Genomic DNA, 24950 nt, shown 5'->3' on the forward strand with positions numbered 1-24950 from the left:
TTATACATAAACTGAATTTTAAGTGTCAACAAGGCTAATCGCTCTTATTGCCCACATCAAAGATTTTTTCGCCTTTTTTGGACATATAATAGTCCCGTCGTGCCAGTTCGAGTACGTATTCTTTGCTTTTCAGCTTCTTAATTTCATCAGAAATATCTTCCTGCTTTGTTTGTAATTGCTTCAATTCTTTTTCTAGCGCAACCTTCTTCTCTTCTTTTTCTTTCAATGCAGACGATTGCGACCAGAGGGCACTTGTCACCAAGACAGCAAACATGAGCACGATCACACCAAACACGGTCAGCCTTCTAAGGAGTCCTCGGCGTTTGCGTTTTAGGCGCTGTGCTTGCTGTTCCATTTGTTTTTGATAATCGTTTTGTATTTGTGCGATATTTCTTTTTCTCTCGTTCAAGGATGAAGGCCTCCTCTCTTACTTTGTCCAGAATTGTTTCCATTTCGTTTTGATGATACGAGATAATTTCTTGATCCCTTGTAAAATTCCTGCTCCTTTTGAGAAAAACAACCTTATTGATGTTCGCCATTTTTCGGGAATCCGATGAATAATGGTCACATTGAGTAACCAAATAAGCGGATAACAAACAATTGACAGCACCTTCCACACGAGTCGAAATGTAAAATGAACAAGACGTAAGAGCGAGTGGAACAAGAACAGAATAGCACTTATGACCAATGTAACGATCCAGCGAATTGGCTGGAAGACGATCAACATGATCAGCCTTTTCAAGACGAGAACAGTCTGATTTATACACATCATCATAAACTTGAGGATGTTGATATAAAGCTGTTTCATCAATGCCTGGTACATCGAGAAACCTAAAGCAACAGCTAGAAAAATATAAAACCTGAATTCTCCCTCATTTGTGAGCAGCAACACATAAAAGAATAAGAGCCCCTGCACCATCCAAAAAATGAGATCGTGAATGACCAGAAGCCATTTTGCTGTTTTTTTCCGATTCACAAACAGCTTGTACGTATCCAGCGATGCGCCCAGCCAGATGCCCATCGCCGCCATCGAAAGCATCGTATAAAACTGGACTGTCAGCGTCATTTAAACAGCTTGCTAAAAATCCCTTTAGCTTTCTCCCCGTGCTGTTCATCTACATAGATTAAGTCAAAGACACGCCCTTTGATGGACACTACACCTTTTTCTACGTCTAAGTTTTTCATTTGCAGATTTTCTCCGCGAATGGCGAGAACCCCCATGACCGTCTCAAGCAGAAACTCTTCATTATCGAAGCTTTCTACTTGTTTGACCCCGGTAATATCTAAATGCTTTCTGTTGCGCATTGTGATATTGTGCTCCGCTTCTGATGACAGCTTCGTGCCTTGAGGTTGATTATAATATTGATTCATTTATACATCCCCCATATCTCATACTTGCATTGTTACTGCATTGTATGTGACAGGCGGGATATTTAGAACAAGCCCTATTCTGCTGTTTTCTCTTCTTTCAGCACGGTATACATGCCAGCAGCTTCTTCTTTTTTCGTTGTGTCCTTTAACTCGTTGACTTGAACGGTCACAATCTTTTGGCCAAAACGGATTTGAAGCTCGTCCCCTTCTTTGACGTCAGAGCTGGCTTTCGCCTGCGTTCCATTAATGGAAATTCTACCTTGATCGGCTACTTCTTTTGCCAATGTTCTTCTTTTGATCAAACGAGACACTTTTAAAAATTTATCTAGTCTCACGTGTGTTCACCTCTTTCAATGCGTTTGGCATCGTTCCACAGTTCGTCCATTTCTTCTAGCGTCATGTCCTCTAGTGAACGTCCCATGTCCTTTGCTTTTTGTTCGATATGCTGAAAGCGCCGCATGAATTTTGTGTTAGCAGATGAGAGAGCCGTTTCAGGCTCTAGCTGATAGAACCTACCTATGTTGACGAGAACAAACAAAAGATCTCCAAATTCATCTTTCATGTGCTTTGTTGCACCTTCCTGCGTCTTCTCTGCCACTTCCACAAGGAATTCCTGCTTTTCTTCTTCGTATTTGTTCCAAATATCTTCTACTTCTATCCAATCGAAGCCCACCTTAGCAGCTTTCTTTTGGAGCTTATAGGCTTTTGTTAAAGCGGGAAGTGTCGCTGGGATGGACTGCAAAATAGATGCTGCCCGCTCCGGCTTCTCCTGCTGCTTAATTTTTTCCCAGTTGGCTACCACATCTGATGCTTCAGACACATTCGTATCACCAAACACATGCGGATGTCGTCGAATCATCTTTTCTGTCACCTGCTGGATGACGTCATCAATTGAGAAATAGCCATCATCTTCACCAATTTGAGCATGGAGTAAAACTTGAAGCAGCACATCTCCAAGCTCCTCTACCATATGATCTGGGTCGTCTTCATCTATGGCTTCAAGCAGCTCATAGCATTCTTCAATTAAGTAAGGCTTGAGCGACTCATTGGTTTGTTTTTGATCCCACGGACAGCCGCCTGGTCCCCTTAATGTACGAATGACTTCGCGGAAAGTGTCAAATTGTTGATAGAGCAGCTTTTCATCTTGAATCGGAGGTACATAAACACTCGTTAAGTTATTTATCGACACATCTCGATCAAGTTCAAATAAAGGAACAGCTTTCAGCTGCTCCTGACTGCTTCCCGCCGCAGTCACGATGTAGACTTCATAATCGTCTGGCAATTTTTCCATAAGTGTGAGCTTCACATTGGAAGCTGTCATTTGATCATACACCTGACAGATCAGCACGTGCTGGGTGAACTTCAGATCATCCGCTTTCATATCCCCTGCATCAACAAATTGCAGCCCTTCAATCGGGTCAATTTGCAGTAAATTAAAGGTCGCATCTAGAAAACTTTGTCCACCAGCAACATACACCTCAACCCCGCGCTCCTTCTGCTGCGAGACGAGCAGCTGCACTGTCTTTTCCGCTACAAACGGGTGTCCTGGTACTGCATAGACAATATCTTTTTCCGCAGCCTCTGCGAATAGAATATCTGTGATTTCCTCATACACCGAATCAAACTCATCGTGTTTTTCATAAATCTCGTCAAAAAAGATCAGAGACGGGACCTCCTGCATCAACTCTGCTGTGAGCGGATGATCCTGTGTTCTCATGTATACTTCTTTCGCCTGCTTCAACTGCTTATATACACCGAGCGTCAGCTGATCCATGTCGCCTGCCCCAAGACCGACGACTGTCATCTTACCTGCCATTTTGATTCCCTCTCATCTGTTTAAAATATAAAATCTTTTCTCCTAATGGAATGAGTCTCCATTCCTCGTCCGTAAATACTTCTAGCTTAAGAATACTATATAAAAAGGCGAAACCACCAATAAAAACTGATGTCAGACTCTCCAAAACGGAAAACGGACGTTTTTCAAAGGGAATGACCCAAGAAAACAATACCTGATATCCTATTAAAACGATGGCCATAAAAGCTGCTGATAAAAGAATTTTTACCGGAAACAGCTCTCTGATTGAAATCCATCCTTTATGCTTCAAATAAACCGCATTGAGCACAGCCGCGGCGAAAAAACCACAGACAGTTGACCATGCAGCACCGTAAATACCGAATACCGGGACAAGGGCAAGCGTCAGCCCCCATTTCACCATCACACTCAGAATCACCACAACAGCTGGATACACGGTATGCCCTAGTCCTTGAAGTAAAGCTGTTTGCGTGATCGCAATCGACGTAAATGCGATTGATATACAAAATATTTGCAGTGCGCCTGTCCCTAAGTCATTACGAAAAAGCATTGTATTGACTGACGATAAAATACAAATAAGCCCGACGGCCGAACCAATTCCCAGCACCGACGTTGTCTTAAACGACGTACGAACTTTTTGACGAATCGCTTCGTGCTGTCCTTTCCTCAAAGCTGACGACAAAAATGGAACAAGAGAGGTTCCGATACTAATCGCAAACACCGTCCCTAGTTGCAAAAATGGCTGACCTCGGTCATACACGCCTTTTGCCGCCTTTGCAGCCGTTTCACTCAATCCCTCGCTGCGCAGCAAAGCATAGAGGTGAAAGGCATCAATCATTTGCATCCATAGGATAAGCAAACCACTCACACAAATCGTCAATGTATACAGCACCAAACTCTTCAGCACATCTTTTTTCCGCAGCGCAGCCTGTTTGAATATCTTGCCCGATGCAGACCGCTTTCGATAGGTCAGCCAAAGGAAAAGAAGGAGAATGAGTGAGGCCGCACTTCCCGCTATAGAGGAGAACACCGCACCCGCTCCTGTTTCATAAAGCGAATAGCCGTGTCTCACAAAATAAAAGGATAAAACAAGCAGGACGCCTACTCTGATTAGCTGCTCAACCAATTGGGAGACCGCAGTGGGAAGCATCATGCCGTCACTCTGAAAAACACCCCTCAGCATAACGGTAAGCGGCAAAAATAGAAAAACAAACGCACTCATCTGGATGAGCAAAATTAATTGGCTGTCTGCCATGAGGTTCGCAATGCTGCCTGCTCCTATGTATAGACAAAGAAATAAGACCAAGCTCAGGAAAGTGATATACACCAAGGATACCCTTGTAATGATTCGGCGATTCTCTTCACCATGCTCGCTCAAGAGCTTGGACACCATGACAGGAAACCCTGTTGTTCCGAGCATGATCGCAATGCCAAGAAAGGGATACACCTGCTGATAAATATAAAAACCTGTGTCTCCTACGATGTTTTGAAAAGGGACACGATATACGGCACTTAGTACCTTTGATAACAAGCCTGCGATGGTTAAAATCACCGCACCTTGTAAAAGCCGATGCGACTGATTCACAGCATTTTTCATGGATGACTCCTTTATGTTCAATCAAAAAATAGATCTGCATTTAAACGCACTCATTATATCATACGTCAATCACAAGCCGTTTCTTTCTAAGGAGTAGACGACACATTCGCCTTTTTGTTTCACCTATATAAAAAACGCCGATAAAATCAAATGATTTTATCGGCATTCTTCGTTTCATCAAAATGATATAGAATTATTAGACCTAATGTTCCATTTGACGGGCTAAGAAGCCAGCTGCCGTTTCTGCCGCTTTATGCTCCACTTCCCCCATTGAACGCTCTTTAGAAAATAAGACGACGGCGCCAATTGGATCTCCGTTTGCAACAATAGGTGCAATGGTATAAGCAGATACGTCATCATCAATACCATCGACAAGTTGAATCTCTTTCTTGCTGTCCTCTAACACAGAATTTCGCTGATCTATAGTTCGTTCAATTAAGTCACTAATGGATTTGTTTAAGTATTCTTTTTTCGAACTGCCAGATACAGCAATATACGTATCACGATCACAGATGAGGATGGAATGGCCCAAACTGTCGAATAATGCATCAGCATATTCCTTCGCAAAGTCTCCTAGCTCACTAATCGGTGAATACTTCTTCAAAATCACTTCTCCATCGCGGTCGACAAAAATCTCAAGCGGATCTCCTTCCCGGATACGCAATGTTCTGCGAATTTCCTTCGGTATAACCACTCTACCTAAATCATCGATACGGCGTACAATTCCAGTTGCTTTCATTCACTGCTGCCTCTCTTTCGTTTGATGATGTGTTGGGTGAATGGAACAAAAGCGTCCACTTTATGCAACATTCACCACTTGACCCTGAGTTTAGTATCCGTCACATCAAACGTAATATACATGAGAGACCAACAAAATTTTATGAAGATGGAATGGTTTCTTTTTTCACATCTTGAAGACCTCGAAGCATACGAAGAACCATCTCAAGCCACTCCTCGGTTTTCTTCCCTTTCGTTTGGACAGAAATAATCAGCTTGCTGCCTTCCATTCCAAGACCGATATCACGTCCATATTGGCTGCCGAGCTCAAATAATTTTTGACCATCGATTTCACTGCTTGCTTTCTCATCAAGGGTGAGTCTGACAATCCCTTTCTCCATCTTGATCAGCTCGACACGTTCTTGCACAGCGTACACTTTCATCGTCGCGATCGTGAACAAATCAGCCACTTCTTGCGGATATTCACCGAATCGGTCAATCATTTCTTCTTGAAGCTCTTTCCGTTCTTCAATGGAACTAATCGCTCTAAACTGTTTATACATCTCGATCTTTTGCTTGCCATCCGAAATATAGCTATCTGGAATATAGGCATCAATTTGGAGGTCAATTTCCGGCTCAAATTTTTCTTGAGCAGTCGTATCGCCCCTTCTTTCTTCAATCGCTTCTTTCAGCATTTGAGAGTAAAGATCGAATCCAACAGAATCAATAAATCCATGCTGCTGTGCACCAAGTAAGTTACCTGCTCCACGAATCGTTAAGTCACGCATCGCAATCTTAAATCCTGATCCAAGCTCAGTGAATTCTTTAATGGCCTGAAGTCTTTTCTCTGCTACTTCAGAAAGCACTTTGTCTTTTCGATAAGTGAAATAAGCATAAGCAACACGATTCGAGCGCCCAACTCGTCCTCTTAACTGGTACAGCTGAGAAAGCCCCATTTTATCTGCATCATGTACAATGAGCGTGTTCACATTTGGAATGTCTACGCCCGTTTCAATAATCGTTGTACTGACGAGTACATCCGATTCACCTTCAAGGAAATTGATCATGACGGATTCCAGCTCGTTCTCACTCATTTTCCCATGTGCATAGCTAACTTTCGCGTCTGGAACGAGCATTGAGATTTCATCCGCTTTCCGTTCAATGTCCTCCACACGGTTGTAAAGGAAATACACTTGGCCACCTCGTGCTAGTTCCCGCTCTATCGCCTCTCTGACTAAAGCGCCATTGTACTCGACAACATAGGTTTGAACAGGGAAACGGTTTTCAGGCGGCGTTTCGATAACGGATAAGTCACGTACACCAAGCATTGACATATGGAGCGTACGCGGAATGGGCGTTGCCGTTAATGTCAGCACATCAATATTGGCTTTCATTTGCTTAATTTTCTCTTTATGCGTCACACCAAAGCGCTGCTCTTCATCAATGATCAACAGCCCTAAATCCTTGTAGACGATGTCTTTTGAAAGAAGACGGTGTGTCCCGATGACCATATCAATCGTTCCGTTTTTCAGCCCTTTTAATGTTTCTGTTGTTTCTTTTCGTGTACGGAAGCGGCTAAGTTGAGCGATTTTGACAGGGTAGTCTTGGAATCTGTCCATAATCGTGTCAAAATGCTGCTGCGCTAAGATCGTTGTTGGTACAAGGAGTGCTACCTGCTTCCCGTCTGCAATGGCTTTGAAGGCCGCTCGAATCGCCACCTCTGTTTTTCCATATCCCACATCTCCACAAAGCAGGCGATCCATTGGACGCTCCCGCTCCATGTCTTGTTTGATTTCATGAATCGAACGAATTTGATCTTCTGTTTCTTGGTAAGGGAACGCAGATTCAAACTGGCGCTGCATCTCATGATCAGGCGAGAAAGCATACCCTTTGCTCGCTTCACGTTCTGCATACAGCTTAATGAGATCATCTGCAATGTCCTGAACAGATGATTCTACTTTTTTCTTCACGCGTTTCCAGTCACTACCGCCCAATTTGTACAGCTTGGGCTCTTTTCCTTCAGATCCTACATACTTCTGCACCTGATCAATTTGTTCAACCGGTACATAAAGCTTGTCGCTTCCTTGATAATGAATATTTAAATAATCCTTATGAATGCCGCCGATTTCAAGCGTTTCAATTCCTAAATACTTACCGATCCCGTGGTTAATGTGCACCACATAATCGCCCACTTGAAGCTCTGAGTAGCTTTTGATTCGCTCTGCGTTCGTCAGCTTTTGCTTGCGTGCCTGCTTCTTCACACGTTTCTTGAAAAGCTCACCTTCTGTGATGACTGCAATTTTTGATAAAGGCAGTTCAAAGCCTGTTTGCAGCTCACCTTGTAAAATATACACTTGCCCGCTTACAAGCTCAGCGTCCGGTTTGGCAAGAGCCGCTTCAATGTCATAATCATGTAAGACAGATGACAGCTTCTCTGTGCGCTCTTCATCCGCACCCAAAAAGACAACCGTATAATTCTGCTTTTTGTAGCGTTCGATTTCGCTTGCAAGCACATTCATCTGCCCATGGAAATTCTGCATTTGCTTACTAGATACATTGACGATATTTTGCGGATTCGTCTGCTGAACATGTCTCAAAAACAAGGAATAGTACAGAATCGATCTTGATTGCTGATTGATCAGCTCTTGGAATGGGAAGGAAAGTGTTAAATCATGCAGAATGTTCCCTTCTTCAAGCAGACCAATTGTCCAATCTGCTTCTTCCTGTTCAAGCTGTTCTTCCATCTCCTGAATTCTGCTGATTTCATCTAGAATAATAATCGTATCCTGCGATGTATAATCTAGCAAACTAGCAGGCTTTTCATAGAAATAGGACAGGTACTTCGTCATTTCTTGTGTCACAATGCCTTCTAGCAGCTTCTCTCGATCAGCAGAAATATTTTGATGCAGCAGCTCTTTTTGTTTATCAGAGTTGAATTTCTTTAAGCTTTTCGCAAGTCCTTCGTCAAGCTGTTCAATCGCTCTCACTCGTTCTGGACCTCTTACAATCAGCTCTTTCGCTGGACCAATATTGATTTCCTGAAGGGACTCCAGTGAACGCTGCGTGTCAGAGTGGAAGGTCCGAATAGAGTCCACTTCTGTATCAAACAGCTCAATACGAATCGGATGATCTTCCGTTAACGCATAAATGTCAATGATTCCTCCGCGCACACTAAAATCTCCAGGCGCAGCAACCATAGATGTCCGGTCATAACCAATTTGAACAAGCTGTTTTGAAAACGCCTCCAAATCAATTTCTTCACCGATCTTTAAATGGATCTGACTCTCCTTCCAGAGTTCAACTGGCGGAAGCATTCTACGCACCGCGGCTACCGGAGCAACGACGATCGGGTTTTCTCCATTTGCAAGCCGATTCAGGACATCAAGACGCTGTGCTCTAAGCTCAGGACTTGCCACAGCAATCTCAGATGCAATAAGTTCATTGACAGGATAAAGAAGAACTGAGCGATCCGGCATCACACTTGTGAGATCATCTGTCACCTTCTGCGCCTGATATAAGTTGTGGGTCACAATAAACATCGGCCGCTTTAGTTCGTCTGATATGGTGGCTGTAAATAAAGATCTGACGGAGCCTGATAATCCGGCGAGCAGCTGTTCTTTTAACCCTTCCTTTAGCCCATTAAAAATGGACTGAAAATCATCACTTTGTTTGATAAATGTTTGTATGTTTTTCATTTGGCTCCTCCTCCCTGCTTGTTTAAAACAGAAAAACGCTTTGGTCTAATATCTACACCAAAGCTTTTTTATTGAATAAAGGTATGATACTGATGGTAATCAGGATTTCTTTCGAGCGCCTCTTGGCAATCCTCACAAATGGTTTGTACATGTAAATCACCATTTTCCCTATAAGAAATCATATCGTTTCTTTCCTCATTTGTTAAGTGATGAAATCCAAGTGCTTCACTTTGGACAGCAGATTCATCTAGACTGCCAACCTTTACACCACAGTGCCGGCAGTAATAGTGCAAAGCCATACGTGATCCTCCCATGCTGAGATTTTATGATCAGTATGTGCTTTGCTTATCATTCTTATACCTTCTTGTTAAAATCATTCATCACTTCTAAAAATGGCTTTGTTAAAGCCGCCTCACAAGCCTCAACAGACGCTTGAATAGCTGATGAGATGTCAGGCTGTTCCTCATCAGAGAATCGTCCTAGTACGTAATCGACGACCTTCATGCCGTTTTGCGGCCGGCCAATGCCAATGCGAAATCGGTCAAACTCAGGTGAACCTAAATGCTGAATCAACGATTTGATTCCATTATGTCCGCCTGCACTTCCCTTTGTACGCAAACGAATCCGCCCAGTTGGCAAATCAAGATCATCATAGATGACCTTCAAATTCTCAAGGGGAATATCATAATAATCCATCAGCGGACGCACGCATTCCCCTGATAAGTTCATATATGTAAGAGGCTTAACAAGTAGAACCTTTTGCCCCGAAACAAACCCAGTTCCATATTGTCCATGGAATTTTGATTGATTTAATGGGATGTCCCATTTTTTTGATAGTTCATCTATTGTCATAAACCCGACATTATGTCTTGTTTTTTCATATTCTCTTCCTGGATTGCCCAATCCGACGAACGCAATCATGAAACCAACAACCTCCTTTGTCGCACATGCACACGCCTAAAAAATGAGCCAATGTGATTGCCTCATCCAAAAACGTATGAATTCTTTTCATTCTAGCACAAAAGACGCAACCGCGGGAGGGTTACGTCTCTAATTGACCAGTTATTCTTCGTTGTCGTCTTTTTCTTTAATTGCCTCAGGCTCTTGCGTTTCATCTTCGCTATCTGGCTCTGGAACCTTGGATTGCTGAGGCGGTAAGATAGAAGCAACAACTTCTTCTGGATTATTATTAATTTGATACGTAGACTGAACAGGCAGATCACCGACTGTTAGTACGTCATTTACTTCTAAGTTTGTAATATCAGCTTCGATATTTTGCGGGATATCCTTTGGTTTCGCTGTAATAGATAACTCAAATAGTGGCTGCTGAAGCACACCGCCATCTTTTACACCTTTGGATTCACCAATGAGTTGTACCGGTACATCTGCCTCGATTTCCTGCTGTAAGTCGACCACTTGGAAATCGGCGTGGACGAGCTCATTTTTCAGCGGATCTGTTTGTAATTCTGTGACCATCACAGATTTTGTTTCACCGCCAACATCTAATGTGATGATTGTATTTTTCCCTTCATCACGTAATGTCTTTAATAAATCAATGCTGTCTAATGAAACAGCTAGGTTGTCTGTATTTTTTCCGTATATGACACCAGGAACATGTCCTGAATGACGGATTTTTTGCAGTGTGGAACGTTTGAAATCAGTTCTTTTATTTGCTTTTAAAGTTGCCATATTCAGCACCATCCTATTTCTTTTTTGTCACTACTTTCATAAATACCCATAACTGAATCATTTTAAACATGCTTGGCTTTCATTTATTAAAGCAAAAAGACCCTAAGTTTATCCCTAGGGCCTTTTTGATAAGAGAATTAGCTGAAAAGGTAGCTAACAGATTCTTCTTCATGCACACGGATGATGGCTTCTGCAAGCAAAGGCCCAACTGAAAGTGGAATGAATTTATCTACTTTCTTGTCATCTGTTAAGTGAATACTGTTGGTGACAACCAATTCTTTGATTTTAGAGTTTGTGATGCGTTCTACCGCTGGTCCAGACAATACTGGGTGAGTACAGCAAGCATATACTTCAGCCGCTCCATTTTCAACGAGCGCATTTGCTGCTAGTGTAATCGTTCCAGCTGTGTCAATGATATCATCAATGAGAATCGCTGTTTTGCCTTCGATGTTACCAATGATGTTCATCACTTCAGCAACGTTTGGCTTCGGACGGCGTTTGTCGATAATGGCGATTGGCGCTTTCAGGCGGTCTGCCATTTTACGTGCACGCGTCACACCACCGTGGTCTGGAGACACGACGACGATATCATTCAAGTTTTTCTGTTCGAAATAGTTTGTTAAGATTGGCACTGCCATTAAGTTATCGATTGGAATATCAAAGAAACCTTGGATTTGCGGCGCATGCAGGTCAAGTGCAATCACACGTGTAGCACCTGCTGTTTCTAGTAAGTTCGCAAAAAGCTTCGCAGTAATTGGCTCACGAGGTTTTGCCTTACGATCTTGACGTGCGTATCCATAATAAGGGATGACAATGTTGACAGTTTTCGCAGAAGCACGTTTTAGGGCATCAACCATAATAAGCAGTTCCATAATGTGCTCATTCACTGGCGCACTTGTTGATTGAATGACATAACAGTCACAGCCGCGAATACTTTCTTCAATATTAATTTGGACTTCACCGTCACTAAAACGTTTAACAGAGCTCTTTCCTAGATCAACTCCGATACGCTCGGCAATTTCTTTAGCAAGTTCAGGGTTTGAATTCAAAGAGAAAATCTTTAAATTCGCATCAGCATAACGATTAGACATGGTAAACCTCCGGGTATTTGGATTATTTTTTATGAATATTTTTCACATAATCTTCTTTATTGACTTGTCTTGCTCTAGCAATAGACAGTGCATTCTGCGGAACATCTTCTGTTACCGTTGAACCGGCTGCAACATATGCCCCTTTTCCGACAGTGACTGGTGCAACGAGATTTGAATTGCAGCCAATAAAGGCGCCATCTTCAATCTTTGTTAAGAATTTGTTCTTCCCATCATAATTAACTGTAATGGATCCACAGCCAAGGTTTACATCCGTTCCGACCTCTGCATCTCCAATATAGCTTAGGTGAGACGCTTTGCTTCGGTCACCGAAAACCGTTTTCTTGATTTCGACAAAATTCCCGATCTTCACTTCATTGCCAATTTTCGACAATGGGCGAATATGAGCAAACGGTCCAATTGTCACATCTACTCCAACTTCACTATCGCAGACAACAGATTGCTTAATCACTGTCCGATCTCCGATTATGCTATCAACAATTTCAGTGTTCGGCCCAATTGTGGCGTCTGCACCAATTTTTACATTCCCTTTGATGACCGTCCCAGGATAAATGATTGTATCTTCACCGATGACAGCATCTGGCGAGATATACGTGTTCTCAGGATCAATCAAGGTCACACCATTCTTCATATGCTGATGATTAATACGGCGCTTCATGAATTGCTCTGCTTGTGATAGAGCGATACGATCATTGACTCCAAGTGTTTCTTCAAAATGCGGTGTTTGATAAGCTGCAACTGTTTGCCCTTCATTTTTTAAAATCTCAATGACATCCGGCAAATAGTATTCACCCTGTGCATTTTCATTTGACACCTGCTCAATCACACGGAAGAGATCTTCATTTGAAAAGCAATAGGTCCCAGTATTAATTTCATTCACTTGACGTTCCGCATCATTTGCGTCTTTATGCTCTACGATCTTCACCACAGCACCTGTTTCGTCACGGATAATACGTCCATAACCTGTTGGGTCATCCGCATGTGCTGTCAAAATCGTCACTTTCGCTTGATGTTTTTGATGCTCGCTTAACATGGCTTCCATTGTTTCCGCTGTCAATAATGGCGTATCTCCACAAATGACAATGGTTGTTCCCTTTTCCTTTGCGAGGAACGACTTTGCTTGTTTGACGGCATGTGCTGTTCCCAGCTGTTCTTCTTGAAGTGCATATTCACTTCTATCCCCAAGCTGCTCTTTGACGTCCTCTGCCCCATGACCGACAATTGTCACTAGCTTGGCTAAAGAAAGCTTTAACGCTTCATCAGCCACATGCTCGACCATTGGCTTTCCGCAAACTGGATGAAGTACTTTGTATAGCTTTGACTTCATTCTTGTTCCTTTTCCCGCTGCTAAAATCACTGCGAACCGCTTATCCATTGATTGGCCTCCAATATCCCTATTATCCATAGAAAAATATATCCTAAATAAGGACTGATTTCAAGGATACAAGAGGAAGTACAATAATTTTCTAATGGGTCAAAAGCTGAAGAAACATGAGGAAAAACGCAAAAAAGACAGCATTTAAAAGAAAACGTTCCATTTTCTCTTAAAGCTGTCTTTTTAGATTCACATATGATTAAGAAGCCCCAGCTTCTTCATATTCAATTGTTTCTTCTTCTTCGCCTAAGCGATGATATTCATTTAAAACAGCATCCTGGATTTTACCCCGAGTGCTTGAGTTAATTGGATGTGCAATATCACGAAACTCTCCATCAGGCGTGCGTTTGCTAGGCATTGCAACAAACAACCCATTATTTCCATCAATCACACGAATATCATGAACAACAAATTCGTGGTCCAGCGTGATGGATGCAATCGCCCTCATGCGACCATCGGTATTCACGCGGCGTAATCTTACGTCAGTAACTTCCACAGTAGTTCACCACCTTTTCCCAATATAAAAGCATTAATTAGGTATTCAACGATTGTAGTGATTCTCCTGCTCTTTTTTTAAACTTTTTTTGAAATATCGGGATATTTATACATTTTTTGTCATTTTGATGACGGCGCTTACATTTTCTGTGCAAAAAAAGACATCATGATGATGCCTTTTCGTGCATAAAATCAAACCAAGCGGCTTTTATTGAGACTGCCTGTTTATTTCACTAATGCGACCACTTCAATTTCTACAAGCGCATCCTTTGGAAGTCTTGCTACTTCTACACATGAACGAGCTGGCTTATGCGTATGGAAGTATTCACCGTACACTTCATTCACTTCAGCGAATTGTTCCATATCCTTAATGAAAACCGTTGCTTTCACGACTGTTTCAAAGGAAGCACCCGCTGCTTCAAGGACGGCTTTAAGATTATGGAACACTTGATGTGTTTGTTCTTTAATATCTCCATTCACAAAATCTCCAGCTGGCGTTAATGGAATTTGGCCTGAGCTGTAAAACATGTTATTGACGATGATTCCTTGAGAGTAAGGTCCAATGGCTGCTGGTGCGTTTTTCGTTTGAACAACTTTTGTCATATCAATCTCTCCCATTCAAATACATGTTTGATTTAATGCTTAAGCTTTCGAATGAAAAAACTCGTGAAAATTGCCTTCATTGATCTCAATGATCTTCTGCTTCATATCAATCGTTGAAAGTTTTAATAGCGATACATATTCATCAACCAGGCGTTCATCTACGCCCTCATCTTCTAAAAGAACACCGATCCCTGCAACATTCGCATTAAATTCCTCAAGCAAATTCATCATGCCATTAATGGTTCCGCCCGCTTTCATAAAGTCATCAATGATCAGGACATTCGATCCTTTATCTAAGCTTCGCTTTGCAAGTGACATGGTTTGAATACGGTTAGAAGAACCTGATGCGTAGTTAATACTAACAGTCGATCCTTCGGTTACCTTATTGTCTTTTCTCACGATCACAACAGGCACATTTAAATAACCTGCAACAGAATAGGCAATTGGAATGCCTTTCGTCGCAACGGTCATGACCACATCAATCGCACGATCCGCAAAGATGGTCGCAAAAAGCTTACCGATTTTCGCAAGAATTGATGGATTCCCTAAAACATCGGTTAAATATAAATAACCGCCAGGAAGCACACGTTCAGGAGTTGATAAAGCCTCTCCGATATCGTTTACTACTTCGTCTGCTTCTTCTAGGTGAATCTTTGGAATATATTTCACTCCGCCAGCAGCACCAGGTACAGTAAGCAAAGTTCCTATTCCCTGCTGCTCGAAGGTCTGTTTGATAATCGTTAAGTCTTCACTAATGGAGGACTTCGCAGATTGATATCGTTCTGCAAAAAATGTTAACGGCACTAGTACGTGCGGGTTTGTTAGCAAATAATTTGTTAAGTCCACCAATCTGCCGCTTCGACGAAACTTCATGAACTTACCCCCAGAATCCGAATAATTTATGAATAATATAACTTAATATACGGATTTAATCAAGGGCATTTTGTTCGCCGATCAATCGGACAGCGTAAACTTGATCACAAAATCCTCTCAGTCCGTTATATATTCTTTGCACCTTCGATTCATATTGAATCAAGCCAAACACAGTGGGTCCGCTACCACTCATTAATACAGCATCTGCTCCGAAACGTTTCATCTGTCTCTTAATCATATCGACTTCTGGATACATCTTTAATGTTACAGATTCCAGAACGTTACCGAGTGAGTTACACATCTCTTTATAATCTTTCGCTTCAATGGCTTCAATCATACGCTGTACATTTGGGTGTTCTACTTTGCTTGCGTCATATTGTCTGTAGACCTCAGCTGTAGATACCCCTATCACCGGCTTCGCTAAAATCACCCAGCAATGCGGTGGTGTCGCAATATGTTTCAGTTTCTCTCCACGTCCTGTTGCTAGCGCTGTCCCTCCGTGTACACAAAAAGAGACATCTGAGCCGATCTCCGCTCCAAGCTCAGCTAGTTCATCTAACGTAAGATTTAACTTCCACAAACGGTTTAAGCCGCGAAGTGCTGCAGCGGCATCACTGCTGCCCCCAGCTAAACCTGCTGCGACAGGAATTGCTTTTGTGATGACAATCGATACGCCTTTTTGGATACCGAATCTCGTTTTTAGTAATTTAGCCGCCTGATAAGCCAAATTCCGTTGATCATCTGGCACAAACCGATTATGAGATGATACACGGATTTCGTCTTTGTCCAGCTCCGTCAGCTCTAGTCGATCTGCAAGATCTATTGTTGTCATCACCATCTCCACTTCGTGATATCCATCCGGTCTTTTTCCATGAACATCAAGTGAGAGATTAATTTTTGCCGGTGCTTTTTCTAAAATACGCAAACATTTCACCTACTTCTCCATCTAAACATAAGTATCAATATTGTATCACATTTGATGGTTCTGATGAATATTGGCTTTTACGCCTTAGCACACTTCATTTTCAACAAAAAAGGCCAGAGACACCCAAGGTATCCCTGACCAGTTCTTTATCGTTGATTCTCATCCTGAGCCATGTGCTGTTGAGCTAATTCGATGGCACGTTTGACCATATTACCTGCGTCACGCGCGCGAATGTCTCCCCAGCCCCCATTTTTGACGGTATCATAAAATCCAAGATCCTTCGCCAGCTCGTATTTGAACTCTTCTGACATAATGCCTCGGCGTCTACCCAAACGAAACAGCCCCTTTAGTCGAGAATTCGAATCATTGCCACTGAGGTCGTGGCTTTCTTATTTTGTATCGAACCCTTTCTTTTACCCCTTTCAAATAATGGACAGAGTCCCATACGAAAAAAGGCAAAACAAAAAGCAGTAAACAAGAAGTTCACTGCCCATTAATAGGCGACTGAGCTAGCGGTATCATCGAACGTTAATTCGACCGTCTCAGTCAGTATATCTGCATAACTGTAAGAAACTCTTTCAAACGAATTCTCATCTTGATCTAATTGAATCACAAAAACAGAAGGGTACGTTTCAGCTAAAATGCCCGAACGCTCAATTGTTTTTCGGCGGCCTCCGTTAGCCTTTAACGTCAAACGTTTACCTAAGTTACCATCAAGCGATCTTTTGATGTCGGACAAAGTCTTCGCCATTGCATCCACCTCACTGAGATAATTATACAACAACGGCCCATTTTTGTCAAATAAAAATTAAATTATATCAACCAACACGAGCCATTGTCAACAAAATATTTTTGACAAACTTCTACCTTTTCTTCTCCCTATTTTTCTCAAATTCCGGTGAATTATGTATTGATATGAAATTTCTTTTAGAACATAAAAAAAACCAGACTGAAATCAGTCAGGTTATGTCGATTCATGGTCTCTTTTATATGGCATACCTACCCTTAAAACACCCCTCGTTTCAATTCCTCCGAGGCCTTTTTCTCTTGTTAACGTATTTCGGAGCACATCCCACACGTTGATTCGATCTACAAATGGAGTGAAGCTGATCTTCGCAACAATATAGACGGGATCGAGTGCATGGATGTTAACACGTGAGGGTGAGCTTGCAAAATTAGCACCAGCTTGGATTAATGATTCAAAATGAGATTGACAGGCTCCTGCAAAGATCACGAGCTGATCTAAATGTGGAACCTTCCTTCTTGCCTTTTGAACCGTTTCAACAAAATGACGAGAATGACGATATGCACCGATATCTTGTACGCCGCCCTTTTGCTTGGAATATGCATCATGTCCTGTGATGACCAAAATATCAGGTCGATATTGATCAATTAACGAGTCAATCATGCTTGGCATTTTCTTCTCGTGGCAATGCACACCATACACAGGTACACCAATTCTCTCATATACATCTAAGCATTTCTTTAAGTATGAAGCATCTCCATCTAAATGAAGGACCTTTCCTGGCATGTGAAAATACTGTTCCTGATGCTGATATTGTCCAGACGTATAATACTCTTGTTTTTCACGAAGCAGCTGATAATCCTGCCTGAGTAAGTCGAGCGATTCGTTAATTTTCCGTTCATCGTCCTTCTCTCTTGTCAGCTGCTCCTCTTTTTGAATCAAGACCAAGTCTGACATCTTTGCATCCGCAATCAGCCTTACTTCATTCCCATGCAAAATGGCGGTGGCTTCGTGCTGGTCTGTCTCATCAATTCGAATAATACGAAACATAATATCCATCTGATAGGATGCCCTCGTCACCATATCTCCTATTTGAAATTGCATGCTTTTCACTCCACAATCAGGCTCATATCCTGTTGGTATCGTCTTGCGCTAAACATGTTCGTCTTTCATGTGTGTTGTTCTTTCTAGCCTATGCCCGAACAGCTGAAGTGGTGAAAACCAAAAGAAAAAAGCCCTTAAAATAGGGCTTTGTGTAGAACGTTCGATAAACGGGCAAATTCATCAATGGATAATGATTCACCGCGGCGCTTTCCATCAATCTCGGCTGTTTGTAGCGCTTCTTCAATGATGGCTTTATGCTTCTTACCATCAGGCAGATTGTTCATCAGATTATTCATCAATGTTTTCCGGCGCTGGCCAAAGCTCGCACGAATCAATTGAAAGAAAAACGCATCATTGTCTACTGAGACAGCAGGTGTTTCACGAACGGTTAGTTTGATAACAGCTGAATCCACATTTGGCTGTGGGACAAAAACCGTTTTCGGCACAACCATCACTGTTTTCGCTTCCGTATAAAATTGAACCGCAATAGACAACGAGTTATATTCCTTTGATGAAGGGGCAGCTGCCATCCGATCTGCTACTTCTTTTTGCAGCATGACCACAATCCCTTTTAATGGAAGGTTTTCTTCAAGCAGTTTCATAATAATCGGTGTTGTCACGTAATATGGAAGGTTTGCTACGACCATGACTTCTTTACAGTCAGCAAACTGTTCTTCCATCACCTTTCTTACATCCGCCTTTAACACATCTTGATGAATGATGGTGACATTATCATATGGAGAAAGCGTGTCGTTTAAAATCGGCAATAGGCGCTGATCAATTTCGAACGCTGTGACTTTTTTTGCCCGCTTAGCGAGCTGTTCTGTCAATGCACCGATACCAGGCCCAATTTCAATCACGCCGGTCTCATCCGTAATCTCTGCATGATCGACAATGCGATCCAAAATATTCGTATCTATTAAAAAGTTCTGTCCTAAGCTCTTTTTAAAAGAGAAACCGTACTTCTTCAGTATTTCCTTCGTTCTGATGGGTGTCGCAATATCTTTATTCATCGGCTTCCTCCTGCATGACGGTCTTTAAGGCCGCAATAAAATCCTGTTTGGTTATTTGAAACATGTGAAGGCGCTTTTGCAGCTGCTTCGCATTGGTATATCCTATATTTAAAAGCACACCTAGTCGTTCACGGCGACGTTTCGATGCATCGCTTCCGATAAGGCCTGCGTCAAATAAGTCGTCTAATGTAATGTCGCTCTCGGATTCTTCCATTTCCTCATGGACATGGGCAAGACAATCCCGAATACTGTCCAAGGAAGCATGTTCGACACCAATTCCTTTGTCCCGCTTCGCTTTTGCAAGGTGTTTTGGCAAAAAAGCGTGCTTACAGCCAGGAACCGCTTCTGCGATGGTTTTACGGATCTTCTCACCAGGAAAATCAGGATCTGTTAAAATAATGACCCCTCTCGTCTTTTGAGCAAGGCGCACTTGTTGAATGACGGCATCGCCAATGGCAGATCCGTTTGTCTCGATCGTATCTGCATCAACCGCCATCTTCACTCTAGCAGTGTCATCACGACCCTCCACCACAATAATTTCTTTGATTTTCATTTATTCCTCCGCTTGCAAAAACAATCTACATTTTTTTGTCAAAAAATGAAACCTTCCATGCTGTTTTTGCGTCTAATTAATTAGAAAACAGTGCTTCTATTATAACCAAAAAAACAGAGGGTGCGCAAAGCCCTCTGTTCATATAAATGATTTGATGTGTTTATTTGAGCACTCTAATTTTCACTCGTTTATTTCCCCATTGATAAGCTGCCGACTTACTTGGGACGAACACATCAATTTTATTTCCTTTTATAGCAGATCCAGTGTCTGACGCAATGGCATATCCATAGCCTTCCACATACACTTTAGAGCCTAGCGGAATGACACTCGGATCAACTGCTATAACCTTTGCACCTGGATTTGCTTTTAAATTATAACCTGTAGACGTTCTGCCCGTACATCCAGCACAGCTCGCTGTATAGGCTGTTGACGCCACATAAAACTCTTTTCCTGACGATTCATTACTTCTTGAAACCGCAGGGGACGCTTTAGGCTCCTTCTTGGCCACTTGTGTACCAATGGCCACTAAACGATCCTTACTGTCTTTTTCAGTTACTTCTTTCATTAATTCTTTAGACACCACTTTGCCGTTTTCTTTCACAATGGCATAGTGCTTCTTCAATTTACCTTCTTCACCTTTTTCAAGTACCTTCTCTTTTCCTTGTTCTAGAGATTGATCCTTTTTATGTTTGGTATCAAAAGCAATTTTCTCTTCCACTACATCGGTGACTTTTTCCACCCGAGTGATCTGAACATCTGCGCTTTTTTTAGAAAGACTGCTATGTAACGCAGGTTTGATCTTATCGTGCTTCTTGAGCCTCAGCTCTTGTTGCTTTAAAAAGTCAGCGACCGTAGTCGAAGTGGTCCACACTTTTTTATCCTTCCCTCCATCATTTAAGCTGACCTGAAAGGCCTGCTGAACCACAAGATCCATATTCTTTTTAATCTTGTCATTCTTTCCTGGAGTGACTTGATCGTGCTCCCCAATATCTATCTTCTCATTCTTCAATAATGCTCCAACCGTCTGATCTGTTGTCCATATCGTTTTCTTTTTCCCATCTAGGGTAAGATGAACCGGTATAGCCGCATCATACACAATGTTCATGTTGTCTTTAATCTTTGTATTTAGACTTGGAGAGATATGATCCTCCGCCCTGGTCCTTATTCCAAGGTCTGAAAGCAGCTGTGCTACTGTCTCTTCATGTGTACGAATTGTCTTCTCTTTGCCATTGATTGAAATGGTAATAGACTGCTTAGTGAACTCATGCGCACCGTAAGCCGTCCCAGTTCCAGCTAAAAGCAAGCAAGCGACTAACAATAAAACCTTGCTTTTTCCTAGCCTGACAGAAAACAGATTTTTCATTTTTTGTACGATGAAAAACGCCTCCTTCTCCTCGGAGAGATTATATAGAGTATCTCAAAACCTGTCAACCCTTCCACCCACTGTACAAAAATGCACGATTGTAAACCTATTATGGGAGATTTATGGAAGGAAGGGAAGAAAGACTTATCGACAACTTATCCTATGAGGAGGCGCAAACGTGTAGAACTTTTTGGTTATGTTTCACCAATGGACAAGCTTAAACAAGGATTGACATCATATACTGTCAGTTTATACGGAAAACTTTTTTCGCATTTTCTGTTGTCAATTCAGCAAGCTCTTCAAAGCTGATGTCTCGTAATTCCGCAATTTGTTCTGCGATATATTTCACATAGCTCGGCTCATTGCGTTTCCCTCTAAATGGCGCCGGAGTTAAATACGGACAGTCTGTTTCAATCAATAGACGATCACTTGGTATGTCCTTTACAACTTCCTTCGGTTTTTTGGCATTTTTAAATGTCACAGGTCCACCGAATGAAATATAAAAGTTCATTTCCATACACGCTTTTGCAATTTCAAGGCTTCCTGTAAAGCAGTGCATAATACCTCCAACTTCCGCTGCTCCCTCTTCTTTTAAGATCGTCACCACATCTTCCGTAGCGTCACGGTTATGAATGATGATTGGCAAGTTCACTTCCTTTGCAAGAGCAATTTGACGTCTAAAGACTTCTTTTTGCACATCTTTTGGCGACTTGTCCCAATAGTAATCTAGACCCATCTCTCCAATGGCTACGACCTTTTCATGTTGAGATAATTCTTTGATCCAAGCCAAATCTTCATCTGTCATATCAATGGCATCAACGGGATGCCAGCCGATAGCAGCATAAATAAAGTCATACGCCTCAATTAATTCCATCGCTCTCGTAATGGTTGGTCGATCAAACCCGACTACCACGATTTTCTCTACCTTTTCACTTTTTGCTCTTTCAATCACCTGTTCTAAGTCTTCTTTATATTGTTCAGCATTTAAATGGGCATGTGTATCAAATAACATCGTTGATGGCTCCTTTCGACAATTCCCCTAAAAAACAAAAGGTGTTCGACGAAATGTTACACGTGGAACACCTTTGTTGATTTATAAAATTTTTGTTCCATTTGCTAGAGATTGATCCACTTCAAGAACCTGCAATTTACCACCAGTTTCTCCGGTTAAAATCATTCCCTGGGAAATTTCCCCTCTCAACTTAACCGGCGTGAGATTCGCTACGCAAACGAGCTTTTTCCCTACCAATTCATCTGGCTGATAATGCTTGGCAATCCCTGAAACAATTTGTCTTTTTTCAAATCCAAAATCAAGCTGAAGCTTTAAGAGACGATCAGCTTTTTTAACTGGGGCTGCTTCCAATACTTGTGCGACCCGGAGATCGACTTTCGAAAAATCATCAAATGCAATTTCAGCTCCCAGCTCTGGTAATTCTGTTTCTTCTATTTCAACCTTCTCTTCTTCTACCTTAGGTGCACTTCCTTGCATTTTCTCTTTAATGTATGCCACTTCTTCTTCAACCTCTAAACGAGGGAACAATGGCTCACCTTTTTGCACCGTCGTTTTTTGGATCGCACCGAAAGAAAGAATGCTTTCCCAGCTTTTGAGTTTTTCATCTTCAACTCCAAGCTGGAAGAAGATTTTCTCTGGTGTTTTTGTTAAGAATGGTGTTAATAGCACTGCTGTCATTCGAAGGGACTCTGCTAAATGGTACATCACAGAATGTAGTTCTTTTCGTTTCGTTTCATCCTTCGCTAACACCCATGGAGCTGTTTGATCAATATATTTATTCGTTCTGCTGATTAATGTCCAAACATTTGAAAGAGCCACCGAGAATTCGAGGTTCTCCATCGCTTCTTCATAAGCTTTCACCGTTTGTTCAGCCACAGCCTTCAGTTCTTCATCAAACTCATTGATAGGACCCTTATAGCTGCTTAATGTACCGTCAAAATATTTTTGCACCATCGCCACTGTGCGGTTAAGCAAGTTGCCTAAATCATTGGCAAGGTCATAGTTTACACGTTCCACGAATCCTTCGGGTGTAAACACACCGTCAGCGCCAAATGGGACTTCACGAAGCAGATAATAACGAAGGGCATCAAGACCATAGCGGTCAATTAATGTGACCGGATCTACGACGTTCCCTTTTGATTTAGACATTTTGCCATCTTTCATCAGAAGCCAGCCGTGTGCGAAAATTTGTTTCGGCAGCGGCAGATCAAGTGCCATCAGCATAATCGGCCAGTAAATGGTATGGAAACGTACAATTTCTTTCCCTACAAGGTGCACGTTGGCAGGCCAATATTTTTTATATTTTTCATCCTGGTCGGTTCCATAGCCAATCGCTGTTAAATAGTTGAATAGCGCATCAATCCATACATAGATGACGTGTTTCGGATTATTAGGTACTTTAATGCCCCAATCAAAGGTTGTTCTTGATACAGCTAAATCCTCTAATCCCGGTTTAATGAAGTTATTGATCATTTCATTCTTTCTTGATTCAGGCTGAATGAACGATGGGTTCTTTTCATAATAGTCCAGTAAACGATCCGCATACTTACTCATACGGAAGAAATATGACTCCTCTTTAATCAATTCAACAGGGTGTCCACTGTCTGGGCTTTTCCCGCCAATGACTTCCCCTTTCTCATTTCGCTCAATATCAACAAGCTGTGTTTCCGTATAGAACGTTTCATCAGGAATACTGTACCAGCCCTCATATTGATCTAAATAGATATCTCCTTGATCAAGCAGCTTTTGGAAGACTTGTTCAATGATTTTCGTATGTCTTTTTTCCGTTGTACGAATGAAATCATCATTTGAAATGTCGAGTTTCTTCCATAAAGATTTAATATCTGCAACGACTGGATCTAAATACTCAATCGGTGTAATATTCTGTTCTTCAGCTTTTTGCTGAATTTTTTGTCCGTGCTCATCTGTACCAGTTAAATACATCACATCATAGCCTTGAAGACGTTTATAACGAGCCAGGGCATCCCCTGCCACCGTCGTATAGGCATGTCCAATATGTAATTTTCCGCTCGGATAGTAAATAGGTGTTGTCAGATAAAACGTTTTTTTCTTTTCCGGCATGTCGGAACCTCCTGCGTGTGTAAATGTCAAAAACTCCCGCCCAATGGACGAGAGCGGTTATCATTACTTGATTAAAATGTGGCAGATCATTTCATTATGTTTTGAACTTGTGCTTTCTCTATGATACCATCTTAGCCTTTAAGATCAAGCATATATACATAGAAGAGAATGAAATGATCGAAAAAGATGAGTTTTTCGAAAAAAACGACAAACCGCTCGACATTTTGTCGAATATTGTCGTATGATATCTATTTCCAGATTTACAATTGTCTAAATTAGGGCAAAAGTCTCGTTAATCTGTTATCGTCATTTATCATATTTTTATTGATGAAGTTCAAAAAATCCTTATAAACCAAGAGTTTAACGGTCCTTTAACTTTAAGAGTCATATTTTACAAACAATAGTAAACAAAATGATTGACGATTTATGGAAACCTTGTTATGCTAGGAATGTAAGGAATTTGTCGAATAATGACGAAGATAATATTATATTAAGAATAAGAACTTTTTGGGAGGAGAATGAAGATGAAATCTACAGGTATTGTACGTAAAGTTGACGAATTAGGGCGCGTGGTGATTCCAATCGAACTTCGCCGTACGTTAGGAATTGCTGAAAAAGACGCTTTGGAAATCTATGTTGATGATGAAAAAATTATCCTAAAAAAATATAAGCCAAATATGACTTGCCAAGTAACAGGTGAAGTATCAGACGATAACCTTAAACTTGCTAATGGTAAATTAGTTCTTAGCCGTGAAGGTGCAGAGCAAATCATTAACGAAATCCAAAATCAACTTCAATCACAAAAATAAGTTTCAT

At 41.7% G+C, this 24950-nt stretch carries 26 protein-coding genes; 1 reads left to right on the forward strand and 25 read right to left on the reverse strand.

Features of this window, described 5'->3' with window-relative positions; translation table 11 throughout:
• Window positions 1-34: 34 nt before the first annotated feature.
• The 25 genes from BA1_RS07625 to metG all read right to left on the reverse strand — a co-directional run bounded on the left by BA1_RS07625 (window position 35) and on the right by metG (window position 24134).
• Window positions 35-409, reverse strand: coding sequence for an FtsB family cell division protein (locus tag BA1_RS07625; protein ID WP_007496186.1), 375 nt, complete (start codon window positions 407-409; stop codon window positions 35-37).
• A gap of 18 nt (window positions 410-427) precedes the next feature.
• The gene (gene yabQ / locus BA1_RS07630; protein ID WP_008357412.1) at window positions 428-1066 is read right to left on the reverse strand and encodes a spore cortex biosynthesis protein YabQ; all 639 of its coding nucleotides are present in this window, start codon (window positions 1064-1066) and stop codon (window positions 428-430) included.
• Window positions 1063-1371 (reverse strand): sporulation protein YabP, encoded by a 309-nt coding sequence (yabP, locus tag BA1_RS07635; protein ID WP_008357415.1) that lies wholly within the window; start codon window positions 1369-1371, stop codon window positions 1063-1065. The genes yabQ and yabP overlap by 4 nt, the downstream gene beginning before the upstream one ends.
• 74 nt (window positions 1372-1445) lie before the next feature.
• Entirely contained in the window at window positions 1446-1706 is a 261-nt protein-coding gene (locus BA1_RS07640; protein ID WP_008357417.1) for an RNA-binding S4 domain-containing protein, read from the reverse strand.
• Entirely contained in the window at window positions 1703-3187 is a 1485-nt protein-coding gene (gene yabN / locus BA1_RS07645) for a bifunctional methyltransferase/pyrophosphohydrolase YabN (protein WP_008357419.1), read from the reverse strand. Before yabN ends, BA1_RS07640 begins: the two co-directional genes overlap by 4 nt.
• Complete coding sequence (locus BA1_RS07650) at window positions 3177-4781, reverse strand: putative polysaccharide biosynthesis protein (protein ID WP_008357421.1); 1605 nt, start codon at window positions 4779-4781, stop codon at window positions 3177-3179. Before BA1_RS07650 ends, yabN begins: the two co-directional genes overlap by 11 nt.
• A gap of 202 nt (window positions 4782-4983) precedes the next feature.
• A complete protein-coding gene (spoVT, locus tag BA1_RS07655) occupies window positions 4984-5520 on the reverse strand; it encodes a stage V sporulation protein T (RefSeq protein ID WP_008357424.1) in 537 nt (178 codons plus the stop codon).
• Window positions 5521-5659: 139 nt separating this feature from the next.
• Window positions 5660-9193 (reverse strand): transcription-repair coupling factor, encoded by a 3534-nt coding sequence (gene mfd / locus BA1_RS07660; protein WP_008357426.1) that lies wholly within the window; start codon window positions 9191-9193, stop codon window positions 5660-5662.
• A 68-nt stretch (window positions 9194-9261) separates the two neighbouring features.
• Window positions 9262-9492, reverse strand: coding sequence for an anti-sigma-F factor Fin (locus tag BA1_RS07665; protein ID WP_003217967.1), 231 nt, complete (start codon window positions 9490-9492; stop codon window positions 9262-9264).
• Between the two features lie 55 nt (window positions 9493-9547).
• Window positions 9548-10114 carry an aminoacyl-tRNA hydrolase gene (gene pth, locus BA1_RS07670; protein ID WP_008357429.1) on the reverse strand — a complete coding sequence of 189 codons (567 nt, stop codon included), beginning with the start codon at window positions 10112-10114 and terminating at the stop codon, window positions 9548-9550.
• A 141-nt stretch (window positions 10115-10255) separates the two neighbouring features.
• A complete protein-coding gene (locus BA1_RS07675) occupies window positions 10256-10882 on the reverse strand; it encodes a 50S ribosomal protein L25/general stress protein Ctc (RefSeq protein ID WP_008357431.1) in 627 nt (208 codons plus the stop codon).
• 137 nt (window positions 10883-11019) lie between these two features.
• On the reverse strand, window positions 11020-11973 hold the full coding sequence (locus BA1_RS07680; RefSeq protein WP_008357434.1) for a ribose-phosphate diphosphokinase: 954 nt from the start codon (window positions 11971-11973) through the stop codon (window positions 11020-11022).
• Window positions 11974-11995: 22 nt separating this feature from the next.
• The gene (glmU, locus tag BA1_RS07685) at window positions 11996-13366 is read right to left on the reverse strand and encodes a bifunctional UDP-N-acetylglucosamine diphosphorylase/glucosamine-1-phosphate N-acetyltransferase GlmU (protein ID WP_008357436.1); all 1371 of its coding nucleotides are present in this window, start codon (window positions 13364-13366) and stop codon (window positions 11996-11998) included.
• A gap of 199 nt (window positions 13367-13565) precedes the next feature.
• Window positions 13566-13862, reverse strand: a complete 297-nt coding sequence (spoVG, locus tag BA1_RS07690) for a septation regulator SpoVG (protein WP_008357439.1) — start codon at window positions 13860-13862, stop codon at window positions 13566-13568.
• 224 nt (window positions 13863-14086) lie between these two features.
• Window positions 14087-14464 carry a 2-iminobutanoate/2-iminopropanoate deaminase gene (ridA, locus tag BA1_RS07695; protein ID WP_008341860.1) on the reverse strand — a complete coding sequence of 126 codons (378 nt, stop codon included), beginning with the start codon at window positions 14462-14464 and terminating at the stop codon, window positions 14087-14089.
• Window positions 14465-14503: 39 nt separating this feature from the next.
• Window positions 14504-15337, reverse strand: a complete 834-nt coding sequence (gene purR, locus BA1_RS07700) for a pur operon repressor (protein ID WP_008357442.1) — start codon at window positions 15335-15337, stop codon at window positions 14504-14506.
• Between the two features lie 55 nt (window positions 15338-15392).
• Window positions 15393-16262 (reverse strand): 4-(cytidine 5'-diphospho)-2-C-methyl-D-erythritol kinase, encoded by an 870-nt coding sequence (ispE, locus tag BA1_RS07705; RefSeq protein WP_008357445.1) that lies wholly within the window; start codon window positions 16260-16262, stop codon window positions 15393-15395.
• 146 nt (window positions 16263-16408) lie between these two features.
• Window positions 16409-16594, reverse strand: a complete 186-nt coding sequence (locus BA1_RS07710; protein ID WP_008357447.1) for a small, acid-soluble spore protein, alpha/beta type — start codon at window positions 16592-16594, stop codon at window positions 16409-16411.
• A gap of 161 nt (window positions 16595-16755) precedes the next feature.
• The gene (gene veg, locus BA1_RS07715; RefSeq protein WP_003217979.1) at window positions 16756-17013 is read right to left on the reverse strand and encodes a biofilm formation stimulator Veg; all 258 of its coding nucleotides are present in this window, start codon (window positions 17011-17013) and stop codon (window positions 16756-16758) included.
• A 213-nt stretch (window positions 17014-17226) separates the two neighbouring features.
• The gene (yabG, locus tag BA1_RS07720) at window positions 17227-18111 is read right to left on the reverse strand and encodes a sporulation peptidase YabG (RefSeq protein ID WP_008357449.1); all 885 of its coding nucleotides are present in this window, start codon (window positions 18109-18111) and stop codon (window positions 17227-17229) included.
• Window positions 18112-18245: 134 nt separating this feature from the next.
• A complete protein-coding gene (gene rsmA, locus BA1_RS07725; protein WP_008357451.1) occupies window positions 18246-19124 on the reverse strand; it encodes a 16S rRNA (adenine(1518)-N(6)/adenine(1519)-N(6))-dimethyltransferase RsmA in 879 nt (292 codons plus the stop codon).
• Window positions 19117-19677: a ribonuclease M5 gene (gene rnmV, locus BA1_RS07730; protein WP_008357453.1), complete on the reverse strand. Its 561-nt coding sequence runs from the start codon at window positions 19675-19677 to the stop codon at window positions 19117-19119. The genes rsmA and rnmV overlap by 8 nt, the downstream gene beginning before the upstream one ends.
• A gap of 160 nt (window positions 19678-19837) precedes the next feature.
• Window positions 19838-21040 carry a G5 and 3D domain-containing protein gene (locus tag BA1_RS07735; RefSeq protein WP_008357455.1) on the reverse strand — a complete coding sequence of 401 codons (1203 nt, stop codon included), beginning with the start codon at window positions 21038-21040 and terminating at the stop codon, window positions 19838-19840.
• A gap of 244 nt (window positions 21041-21284) precedes the next feature.
• A complete protein-coding gene (locus BA1_RS07740) occupies window positions 21285-22052 on the reverse strand; it encodes a TatD family hydrolase (protein WP_008357458.1) in 768 nt (255 codons plus the stop codon).
• Window positions 22053-22133: 81 nt separating this feature from the next.
• A complete protein-coding gene (gene metG, locus BA1_RS07745; RefSeq protein WP_008357460.1) occupies window positions 22134-24134 on the reverse strand; it encodes a methionine--tRNA ligase in 2001 nt (666 codons plus the stop codon).
• A gap of 518 nt (window positions 24135-24652) precedes the next feature.
• Here metG and BA1_RS07750 point away from each other — a divergent pair.
• A complete protein-coding gene (locus BA1_RS07750; RefSeq protein WP_087975202.1) occupies window positions 24653-24943 on the forward strand; it encodes an AbrB/MazE/SpoVT family DNA-binding domain-containing protein in 291 nt (96 codons plus the stop codon).
• The last annotated feature ends 7 nt before the right edge of the window (window positions 24944-24950 follow it).

This window comes from Bacillus xiamenensis, assembly GCF_000300535.1.
GTDB lineage: Bacteria > Bacillota > Bacilli > Bacillales > Bacillaceae > Bacillus > Bacillus xiamenensis.

Bases quoted from the DNA above. Each gene is read 5' to 3' on its own strand.
- mfd (WP_008357426.1), bottom strand. From the start codon at position 9,193: ATGAAAAACATACAAACATTTATCAAACAAAGTGATGATTTTCAGTCC.
- purR (WP_008357442.1), bottom strand. From the start codon at position 15,337: ATGAAGTTTCGTCGAAGCGGCAGATTGGTGGACTTAACAAATTATTTG.
- BA1_RS07750 (WP_087975202.1), top strand. From the start codon at position 24,653: ATGAAGATGAAATCTACAGGTATTGTACGTAAAGTTGACGAATTAGGG.
- glmU (WP_008357436.1), bottom strand. From the start codon at position 13,366: ATGGATAAGCGGTTCGCAGTGATTTTAGCAGCGGGAAAAGGAACAAGA.
- BA1_RS07665 (WP_003217967.1), bottom strand. From the start codon at position 9,492: ATGGCTTTGCACTATTACTGCCGGCACTGTGGTGTAAAGGTTGGCAGT.
- rnmV (WP_008357453.1), bottom strand. From the start codon at position 19,677: ATGAAAATCAAAGAAATTATTGTGGTGGAGGGTCGTGATGACACTGCT.
- BA1_RS07650 (WP_008357421.1), bottom strand. From the start codon at position 4,781: ATGAAAAATGCTGTGAATCAGTCGCATCGGCTTTTACAAGGTGCGGTG.
- pth (WP_008357429.1), bottom strand. From the start codon at position 10,114: ATGATTGCGTTCGTCGGATTGGGCAATCCAGGAAGAGAATATGAAAAA.
- rsmA (WP_008357451.1), bottom strand. From the start codon at position 19,124: ATGAATAAAGATATTGCGACACCCATCAGAACGAAGGAAATACTGAAG.
- metG (WP_008357460.1), bottom strand. From the start codon at position 24,134: ATGCCGGAAAAGAAAAAAACGTTTTATCTGACAACACCTATTTACTAT.
- veg (WP_003217979.1), bottom strand. From the start codon at position 17,013: ATGGCGAAGACTTTGTCCGACATCAAAAGATCGCTTGATGGTAACTTA.
- BA1_RS07675 (WP_008357431.1), bottom strand. From the start codon at position 10,882: ATGGCAACTTTAAAAGCAAATAAAAGAACTGATTTCAAACGTTCCACA.
- BA1_RS07735 (WP_008357455.1), bottom strand. From the start codon at position 21,040: ATGAAAAATCTGTTTTCTGTCAGGCTAGGAAAAAGCAAGGTTTTATTG.
- yabP (WP_008357415.1), bottom strand. From the start codon at position 1,371: ATGAATCAATATTATAATCAACCTCAAGGCACGAAGCTGTCATCAGAA.
- BA1_RS07740 (WP_008357458.1), bottom strand. From the start codon at position 22,052: ATGTTATTTGATACACATGCCCATTTAAATGCTGAACAATATAAAGAA.
- BA1_RS07680 (WP_008357434.1), bottom strand. From the start codon at position 11,973: ATGTCTAATCGTTATGCTGATGCGAATTTAAAGATTTTCTCTTTGAAT.
- yabG (WP_008357449.1), bottom strand. From the start codon at position 18,111: ATGCAATTTCAAATAGGAGATATGGTGACGAGGGCATCCTATCAGATG.
- ridA (WP_008341860.1), bottom strand. From the start codon at position 14,464: ATGACAAAAGTTGTTCAAACGAAAAACGCACCAGCAGCCATTGGACCT.
- spoVT (WP_008357424.1), bottom strand. From the start codon at position 5,520: ATGAAAGCAACTGGAATTGTACGCCGTATCGATGATTTAGGTAGAGTG.
- yabN (WP_008357419.1), bottom strand. From the start codon at position 3,187: ATGGCAGGTAAGATGACAGTCGTCGGTCTTGGGGCAGGCGACATGGAT.
- yabQ (WP_008357412.1), bottom strand. From the start codon at position 1,066: ATGACGCTGACAGTCCAGTTTTATACGATGCTTTCGATGGCGGCGATG.